Annotated in this window: 9 protein-coding genes; all 9 read left to right on the top strand. The window is 41.2% G+C overall.

What is annotated here, in order from left to right; genetic code table 11:
- Nucleotides 1-411: 411 nt before the first annotated feature.
- The 9 genes from AB1488_11760 to AB1488_11720 all read left to right on the top strand — a co-directional run bounded on the left by AB1488_11760 (nucleotide 412) and on the right by AB1488_11720 (nucleotide 8,361).
- Nucleotides 412-2,562, top strand: a complete 2,151-nt coding sequence (locus AB1488_11760; GenBank protein ID MEW6410760.1) for a molybdopterin-dependent oxidoreductase — start codon at nucleotides 412-414, stop codon at nucleotides 2,560-2,562.
- Between the two features lie 168 nt (nucleotides 2,563-2,730).
- Entirely contained in the window at nucleotides 2,731-3,591 is an 861-nt protein-coding gene (locus tag AB1488_11755; protein ID MEW6410759.1) for a 4Fe-4S dicluster-binding protein, read from the top strand.
- A complete protein-coding gene (locus tag AB1488_11750) occupies nucleotides 3,585-3,911 on the top strand; it encodes a 4Fe-4S binding protein (GenBank protein MEW6410758.1) in 327 nt (108 codons plus the stop codon). The genes AB1488_11755 and AB1488_11750 overlap by 7 nt, the downstream gene beginning before the upstream one ends.
- Nucleotides 3,908-4,276 carry an SCP2 sterol-binding domain-containing protein gene (locus tag AB1488_11745; protein ID MEW6410757.1) on the top strand — a complete coding sequence of 123 codons (369 nt, stop codon included), beginning with the start codon at nucleotides 3,908-3,910 and terminating at the stop codon, nucleotides 4,274-4,276. The genes AB1488_11750 and AB1488_11745 overlap by 4 nt, the downstream gene beginning before the upstream one ends.
- A gap of 142 nt (nucleotides 4,277-4,418) precedes the next feature.
- On the top strand, nucleotides 4,419-5,576 hold the full coding sequence (locus AB1488_11740; protein ID MEW6410756.1) for a sulfotransferase: 1,158 nt from the start codon (nucleotides 4,419-4,421) through the stop codon (nucleotides 5,574-5,576).
- 169 nt (nucleotides 5,577-5,745) lie between these two features.
- Nucleotides 5,746-6,165, top strand: coding sequence for an OsmC family protein (locus AB1488_11735; GenBank protein MEW6410755.1), 420 nt, complete (start codon nucleotides 5,746-5,748; stop codon nucleotides 6,163-6,165).
- A gap of 27 nt (nucleotides 6,166-6,192) precedes the next feature.
- Nucleotides 6,193-6,927 (top strand): sulfite exporter TauE/SafE family protein, encoded by a 735-nt coding sequence (locus tag AB1488_11730; GenBank protein MEW6410754.1) that lies wholly within the window; start codon nucleotides 6,193-6,195, stop codon nucleotides 6,925-6,927.
- A 67-nt stretch (nucleotides 6,928-6,994) separates the two neighbouring features.
- Complete coding sequence (locus tag AB1488_11725; protein MEW6410753.1) at nucleotides 6,995-7,630, top strand: lactate utilization protein; 636 nt, start codon at nucleotides 6,995-6,997, stop codon at nucleotides 7,628-7,630.
- Nucleotides 7,631-7,761: 131 nt separating this feature from the next.
- Complete coding sequence (locus tag AB1488_11720; GenBank protein ID MEW6410752.1) at nucleotides 7,762-8,361, top strand: sulfite exporter TauE/SafE family protein; 600 nt, start codon at nucleotides 7,762-7,764, stop codon at nucleotides 8,359-8,361.
- Nucleotides 8,362-8,421: the final 60 nt, after the last annotated feature.

Here is an 8,421-nt window from a genome sequence, read left to right as displayed (position 1 = left end):
ATTTTATTTATCTGAATCTGGGAACAAATAGTAGTCACACATATAAGATCAATCCTGCATTCTGTATTTGAAGTCTCTTTTACATTATATCTGTGAGTCGCTTATTATTACAAAAATGAGTTAAAATTCTTCATAAATGAAATTCATTCCTTGCAAATATGAGATATTTTCTTATCATATTTAATTGAATTTTCGGATTAAATCAATAATCCCAGTCAGTTATGCATATGTGAAATGTTGGCATGTTGTTTGCTTACATTAAAGTTGTAACTCAAGAATTTCTGGAATAAGATTTACTAATTCGGGATCTTGAAATGAGGAATAGACGGAGAGGAGGTGAAGTTTTAAAGCAAGTTAGTATAGGTTGAGCTTTTTGTGAAAGGCAAAATAAATAAAAAAGGGGGTTAGATTATGGCGAAAGTCTTTCAAGGAACTTGTACAATCTGTCACGAATTTTGTGGGTTTGAGTTAACAGTTGAAAACGAAAAAATTGTTAAACTGAGACCTGCTGCAAATCACCCCAATCACCCATGCCCTAAGGGCTTACGGTCATTGGATTATCTATACCATCCTGATCGTTTATTGTATCCTCTGAAACGGAAAGGTGAAAGGGGTTCTGGTAAGTGGGAGCGAATCTCCTGGGACAAAGCCATAGATGAGATAGCAACTAATATGACAAAGGCCAAAGAAAAATACGGTCCCCTTGCAATCGCTATTTCGAGAGGCTCCAGACACAAAAGGGTAAATATCTTGCCGACAGCCCTTTTTGCCTATATGCTGGGTACCCCGAATGTACTTAGCATCGCTCATTCATGTAGGAGGCCTGGGTTAATCGCCCAGCATTTTACCCATGGTGAGATACTTACTGATGACTGTGGTCCAGACTGGCTTAATTCTGAGTTAATAGTTATCTGGGGTGCAAATCCTTCCCAAGCACACCCATCCAAGTGGCATGATTTCGAAAAGGCAAAAAAGAGGGGGGCAAAGGTCTTGTGTGTAGATCCGAGGTATACTGATTCGGCTAAAAATGCCGATCTTTGGCTGAGGATTAAACCGGGGACTGACTGCGCTCTGGCTCTGGCCATGATAAATGTGTTGATACAGGAAGGGCTCTACGACAAAGAATTCGTTAATAAGTGGACAATAGGGTTCGAATCGCTCAGGGAACATGTCAAGGATTATCCTCTGGATAAAGTTGAAAAGATTACCACCGTTCCTGCCAGCAAGATTCATGAGGCAGCCATGATGTATGCGACTATTAAGCCCGCTTCTCTGCATTACCGGATAGGTTTAGACCAGAACATAAATTCAGTCCAGAGTGCACGTGCCGTGTGTTTCCTCATTTCCTTGACAGGCAATATTGATGTGAAAGGCGGAAATGTCTTCAGGCGTCGTCCTAAAGGTTTCTTTACATTACCTGAATTTTTAGGAAGCCAGGGGTTCAGACCACCAGCAGCTCTGGAGTTGGCGAGGCTGGGCGCTGATGAATTTCCTCTATTTTGCGGACCGAAGGCACCCTGGCCAGAAGCTCACCCACCCATTGGTCTCAGAGCCATGCTCACTAACAGGCCCTACAAGGTAAGGGCGATGTTTGCTGCTGGCTCACAGATACTTCAGGCTGAGCCGAACTCCAGGCATACACTTCAAGCACTCAAGTCGCTTGACTTCTACTGCATCGTCGAAACCTTTATGACCCCAACAGCGGCACTGGCTGATATTGTTCTACCGGCAGCCTGGTGGCCTGAAAGGGAGGAGGTGGTTGAGAACACCTACATTAACTTCATGTATTGCCATCAGAAGGCGGTGGAGCCTCCTGGGGAGTGCAGAGATGATCGACAGATCGTTATTGATATTGCCAAGAGGATGGGTATTAAAATGCTGTGGAACAGCGTGAGGGAATACAATGAAGATGTTCTCAGGCCTATCGGTATGACCTGGGAGGAGTTTGAAAAGAAAAAGATTGTATACTGGGATTTAGAGCCATACAAGCGGTATGAGAACCTTCAGATGGGCTTCAGGACCCCTTCAGGAAAACTTGAATATTACTCTGAAACCTTTAAGAAATTTGGTTATGACCCGTTACCCGTGTACAGACCGACAAGGGAAGATGAAGAGGTCACACCTGAAACTGCCAAGGAATACCCGCTCTGGCTCATTTCAGGGTCAAGAAACAAGTATCGCAGTCATTCGGACTGCCTTCAGATTCCAGAGCTCCGTAAGATGAACCCATATCCCATCGTTCAGATTCACCCAGATACAGCTAAGAAATATGGCATAGAAGAAGAGGACTGGGTAAAGATAGAGACCAGGTTTGGCTCTTGCAGAATGAAGGCAAAATTTGAGCCTATGCACGATCCGCGCTTAGTCCATTGTGACCACATGTATTACTATCCTGAGAGGCCTGAGCCAGAGAAGGGCTGCTTTGAGTCAAATATTAATAATGTAACAGATGTTATGGGTCCTTACGATCCAATATGCGGGTCAGTCGCCTTCAGAGGTATGCTGTGTCGTGTATCCAAAGCCGAAAAAGCGCCTTTTGAGGATAAACCAAGCAAATTTTAATAATAAAATATGGCATTCGCTTACGATCTCATTACAGTCGTAAGTGAATGCCAAAAATCAAAAAACATGGTTGATATTGCGAGAAAAAATTAATTAGAATAATAATTATTGGGTAGCTGAGCAGTATCGCAAGCAAACTGAAAATTTTGGTAATCGAGGAGGAAGGATATGTGTGAATGGTGTACACAACATGGCAAAGGCAAAAAATGGTTTTTGGCTGTAGAAAATTATGTCAGAAAATTTGATGAAATGGAAGACTGGCTCAAAGAGTGGAATTCGAACTATCGAGCTGTCCAAGCGAGGCTCTGGGGTCCAATCTCAGGAGAGTTAGATGTCCTGAAAACTCGATTAAGCCCAAGGCTGGAAAAGATTGCGGACATTGATTGGGAGGAAGGTTTCTCCAGATACCACTCTGCGCAGACCGTGACACTGGATGAGGCAAAGGAGATGTGCGATGTATCTGCGCAGGCTGGCAGCGCCTTCGTGAAGCTCGCCTGCACCTGCCGTAAATATAAAAGGGGTGGCAAATACATAGGACCTGAAAATCTTTACTGCCTTGGAATTTCAGCCTATGTTAATATGTATCAGGAACATCCGGAAAGGATCTGGAAAGAACATAAGATCGAGACGGTTTCAACTGAGGAAGCAAAGGAGCATATAGAAAAACTCTCTGAGCAGGGATTGTGTCACGACGCTTCCTATGTAGGCTCTCCTGCCTATATGTCCAAGTTATGTAGTTGTGAGTATCCTGTATGCGTATGGCTACAATGGAGGTTGGATTGGGGGCTCACCGGGATACTTAAAAAAGGGCATTATGTCGCCGAACTGGATATGGATATATGTAATGGATGTGGTGAATGTGTCAAGGCATGCCATTTTAAGTCTATCAACCTGTCTCCTACTTATGGAGTAGCCATGTTAAAGCAGGAAAATTGCTTTGGATGTGCTCAATGTATGAGAGTCTGTCCTGTTGAGGCAATAAAGATGCTGGAACGGGAAAAGATTCCAGCCTTAAAGGAGGTATGGTAACTATGAGTTTTACACATTTTGAGATCAAAACATATGTTAAAGAAGTTCCACATATAGAATTTAACATGGGTGCATGTCTCGGTGCTCTAGAGTGTGGCAAATGTCTACAGGCTTGTGCACCACATGTTATGCGTTGCTATACCCCAATACCGGAAGGTAAGACTTCAACTTCAAAGGAGTGGATACCTGTTGCTACTTTCCCTTCCCTTTGCACAGGTTGCATGAAATGTGTCGAGGTTTGCCCTAAAAAAGACGAGAAGGCGATTTCTGTGACTTTTAAACCTATGAAATTACCTAAGAAAATCTTCAATAGGAGATGAAGGAGTTGATGACGATGAGTGTAGATGTAAAGAGGTATTTAGCTCAGATTAGAAAAATAAACGAGAAAGTTAATCTGGACGAAGAATTTCCAGACTGGAACAAGTCTGTACAGTTCATCATAAAAAATAGTACAGAGACCGCCTTTTACTTTGTGGTAGATGGTGGGAAAGTTTCCAAGGTAGAGCAGGGAAAACTGGACAAAGCCGATGTAATCATTGAGGGAAAACCGGAAGCGATGCAAAGACTGTTTGATGGCGAGATTCCAATAATCGGAGCTTTTATCACCAAAGAACTCACAATCACTGGGCCTATCGGAGATGCCATCGGGGCAAAGGTGTTGCTGGAGGCAGCGAGGATTTTTTAAGTAAAGTAGCTAATATTGGTTTTCTGACACCTTGCTCGGTAGGGAAGGTGTCTTTCCTGCTTAAACACCTTGACTGGGCTTTCTTATAGTAATCTATCTATTAGGTATAGAGTATAGGTAATATTATGTCAGGAGGGAAACGATGGCGATTATATTGAAAGAAAAACCAATATTCATGATTGGTGCAGAAAGGTCTGGGACGACACTTGTGATGGCTATGTTAGGTTGCCATCCAAGGATTGCTGTCCCTGAAGTGGCATGGTACTATCCTCGATTTCGCCCTTATCTATACACCTATGGTGATCTGAGCAAAGATGAAAATTTCAGGACATTAGCAGAAGAGATGGTCTTCGGTTTAAAAACTCCATTCTGGGGCATGAAGGTAAATCCAAGGATAATAGTGGATGAGATAATCTCAGAGGTTAAGGAACGGAGTTTTGCTGGCATATATTGTGCGATGCTTGAGAGGTATGCGCGTGAGGTAGGAAATAAACCCCGCTGGGGAGAAAAGACACCTCACAATCTATTTTTTGTCAAAGAGATATTGGAAGATTTCCCTGATGCCCAGTTTATCTTTATAACCCGGGATGGACGTGACGCCAGTGTGGATTATCTTCAGTCTGCATTCGGTCCAACAAATATCTTCTGTGCTGCAGAGGGATGGAAGCTCTGTCAGAATGCGGTTAAACCATGGAGGGGAAAACTTAGTTCTTCGCAGTGGATGGATGTCAGATATGAGACATTGGTCAGGGAACCTGAAAAGGTATTGAGACAGATATGTGATTTCCTCGATGAAAAATATTCATCGGTCATGCTTGAATTTTACAAAACCGATATAGCTAAGTCTCGTGGAGCTACTCGTGACCACAAACCTCTTGGACACCCTGCAAGTGATAAATATATTGGTATATACAAAGAGCTTCTCAGCTTACGAGAGCAGCGAATCTTTGCCGCAGTAGCAGGAAAGGAATTAAAGGAAGCAGGATATACAATGGATGTTGAGCCAATAAAAATAAGCGAGGAGGAGGCAGCACTATACCGTGAGCTTGACGGAAGGATAAGGGCTGCTACTCTGGATGCCCCTGAGGGACATATAATGTATGAAAGTTACAACGACTGGCTCGTTGATCAGCGTGAAGAAAGAAAAAGAAAAGGAATCTGGAAAAACTCTGATATCCCCAAAAACCAGTTCCCAATAGGTGACCCTAATGAGGAGCTAATAATGGGGCAGCGTGCATGGAGGAGACAGAAAGAACATCTTTGTATTAAGAGACAATACACAGGCAAAGCAGCACTCTAAATGACGCAGCAGATCATCCCTCCAGTGTCTCCTACCTTCTATTTTATAGTAATGATGTGTGAAAACAGAGGGTGGAGTGTTTTTATTTGTGCGGTAGGGGATATTCAAGGAGTATTAACCTCTCCTGAGTGAGGATTTGGACTGTTTGTTGCTATCAGGAGGTGAAATTATGTCCATGGAAGCAAAAATAACCTTAATAGAAAGTATGGCGTTCGAAGGAACGGCATCTTCAGGGTATACTGTCAAGATAGATGCATCGAAAGAATATGGCGGTAAAAATGCAGGCTTCAGACCTATGGGGCTTCTCCTTACCAGTCTTGGAGGATGCGCTGGGGCTTCTGTTATTTCTATATTGAGAAAAAAGAGACAGGATATAACAGGTTTTTGGATAAATTTAAAGGGAGAGAGGTCAAAAAATCCTCCTATGGTCTTTACTAATATAGAGATGGAGTATGTTATTAAAGGAAGGAACATTTCAGAGAAAGCTATAAGAAGTTCAATAGAATTATCAAAAAAAACCTGTTCAGTAATGGCTATGCTAAAATCTACAGCAGAGATTACAACGAGATACAGAATTATTAATGAATAACATAAGGACAAAGAATAGAGTAAATTGATGACATTAGAAATAATAATTCTATCCAGCATAGTAGTAAGCATGGCCTTCTTTGTAAGAGGGTTAACTGGTTTTGGTTCGGGGCCATTGATGGTGGCACCACTTATTCTTCTTCTTGACATAAAGATTGTCGTACCGACAGCAGCCATACTCGCCGTGCTCACTGGAATCCTATTGCTTTCTACTTTTCAGACAATAAAATGGGTCAGAAAGGATGTATTACTTATATTAATTCCCACATATATGATAGGCATTGTTTTAGGTACATATGTATTAGTTTCCTTCAAAAGTAGCCTGCTCAAAACTTTGTTAGGTTTATTTATAGCAGGCTATGCCCTTAAAATTCTATTTTGGGATAAGGAAGTTAAGGAGGTTAAGGAACTTAAGAATTATGTGGGAGTTATCGCTGGTCTACTGAGTGGCATCACAGGAGGCTTATTTGGTGCAGGTGGACCACCAGTTGTTGTATATCTGGCCAGGAAATTAAGAGATAAGAATGCCCTCAGAGCTACATTGGTCTTTTTATTCTTTTTAATGGATATATGGCGAGTGATATTATTTGCTTACGCTGGTCTGATAAATGTAGATATCCTTAAGTTTAGTCTTTATCTATTGCCGGCTTTTATAATTGGGAATCTATCTGGATCGTTTGTGCATATAAAGGTCAATCAAGCTTTGTTCTATCGAATAATCGCTCTGGTATTACTGATAATTGCGATATTCCTTATATTCTGAACTATCGCTACGATAAATTATACTGTCGAAAGAACTTTGTTGGAGGAAACTTCCTGAAAGGAATTGTGTGATAAAAAAAATAACATCGAATATGATTCAGAAGGTTGTTGAGAACTTGAGGAGAAATGAGATGGAGGCTTTGTATTTTTCATCTATTGAAAAAGCTAAGGAGGAAGTTTTAAAGATGGTCCCCATCGATGCCAAAGTCGGAATTGGTGGGTCTGTTACCATAAGGGATATGGGACTTCTTGAGGCTTTAGTAAAAAGAGGGAATACGGTCTACGATCACTGGAAGGAAGGACTTTCCAGGGAAGAGAGATACGAAGTTGGGAAAAAACAGCAGAGGGCGGATATCTTCCTGACAAGTACTAACGCACTGACCATGGATGGAAAACTTATTAACGTTGATGCAACGGGTAATCGCGTTTCTTCCATGATCTTTGGTCCTTCGAAGGTGATTGTTGTAGCAGGAGTCAACAAGATAGTCAAGAATATGAGTCAGGGTCTTGCTCGACTTAAGAAAGTAGCAGCTCCAAAAAATTGCCAGAGGCGAAAGGACCCTACTCCCTGCGCAGAAGATTTAATTTGCAGAGATTGCAATACACCGTTCAGGCTTTGCAGGGTGACAACCATTATTGAAAGAAGACCGTGGGGAATTAAGGACTTCACTGTAATCATTATAGGGAAAGATATAGGATATTGATCTTCCTTATTTTTTGTAATAAAGAGACCAATAAAGTATGCATTAAAATAGGAGTAATATATTAAAATTAACACATTTTTAAGTATATTTTAGGTTTAATTTAGTAAGATATTCGATTTTGAGTATGATAAATGGGTATCGAATTTAATTCCTTCCAGGCCATCTATATTGGTGTTACTATTTTATTAACAGCTTTGATTAAGACTTCTTTTGGAGTAGGGGGAGGAATCTTCATGACCGCTGCCTTTTCTCTGATTCTTCCTCCTAAGAGTGCCGTTGGATTAGGTGGTCCCATCATGTTGTTAACAAATATCATGCCCATGATTCATTATTGGAAGAACATAAATAAATCAGTTCTTTTAACAATTGCTTCAGGTTCTATAATTGGGGTCATCGTTGGAGGTGTAATTATGAATTATACTCCAGATCGGTGGTTTGCAAGGATGGTTGGCTTTTTTTGTGGAATCTTTGCTGTTCATCAGCTTGTTAAAAATCATCCGATTCCTTATTTTAAAATGATTAGCAAAAAAGTCGAAAATTATCAATACCAGAAATGGCACGGGGTGCTTTTTGGTTTTCTGGGAGGAATTGTTACTGTAATAGCTCACTCGGGGGGGGTAATTTATGCTATATATATGATATCTATAAACCTCACTCCGAGTACTTTTGTCAAGTATCAGCTTTATTCCCCACCCCGGTATCAGATTTATTCCCCACTTTTTCCAGGTTAAATTATAAAACTCGTCCTGAAGCTTTGTCCATAATTATCACAAAATAATTTCACCCCCTTC

Source organism: Nitrospirota bacterium, assembly GCA_040756155.1.
In the GTDB taxonomy this organism is placed as follows: Bacteria; Nitrospirota; Thermodesulfovibrionia; order JACRGW01; family JBFLZU01; genus JBFLZU01.
Note: the sequence above shows the minus strand (reverse complement) of the source record. Positions and strands in the feature narration are given on the sequence as shown.

Excerpts from the sequence above, each read along its gene's own strand:
- AB1488_11760 (MEW6410760.1), top strand. The coding sequence starts at position 412 with ATGGCGAAAGTCTTTCAAGGAACTTGTACAATCTGTCACGAATTTTGT.
- AB1488_11755 (MEW6410759.1), top strand. The coding sequence starts at position 2,731 with ATGTGTGAATGGTGTACACAACATGGCAAAGGCAAAAAATGGTTTTTG.
- AB1488_11750 (MEW6410758.1), top strand. The coding sequence starts at position 3,585 with ATGGTAACTATGAGTTTTACACATTTTGAGATCAAAACATATGTTAAA.
- AB1488_11745 (MEW6410757.1), top strand. The coding sequence starts at position 3,908 with ATGAAGGAGTTGATGACGATGAGTGTAGATGTAAAGAGGTATTTAGCT.
- AB1488_11740 (MEW6410756.1), top strand. The coding sequence starts at position 4,419 with ATGGCGATTATATTGAAAGAAAAACCAATATTCATGATTGGTGCAGAA.
- AB1488_11735 (MEW6410755.1), top strand. The coding sequence starts at position 5,746 with ATGTCCATGGAAGCAAAAATAACCTTAATAGAAAGTATGGCGTTCGAA.
- AB1488_11730 (MEW6410754.1), top strand. The coding sequence starts at position 6,193 with ATGACATTAGAAATAATAATTCTATCCAGCATAGTAGTAAGCATGGCC.
- AB1488_11720 (MEW6410752.1), top strand. The coding sequence starts at position 7,762 with ATGGGTATCGAATTTAATTCCTTCCAGGCCATCTATATTGGTGTTACT.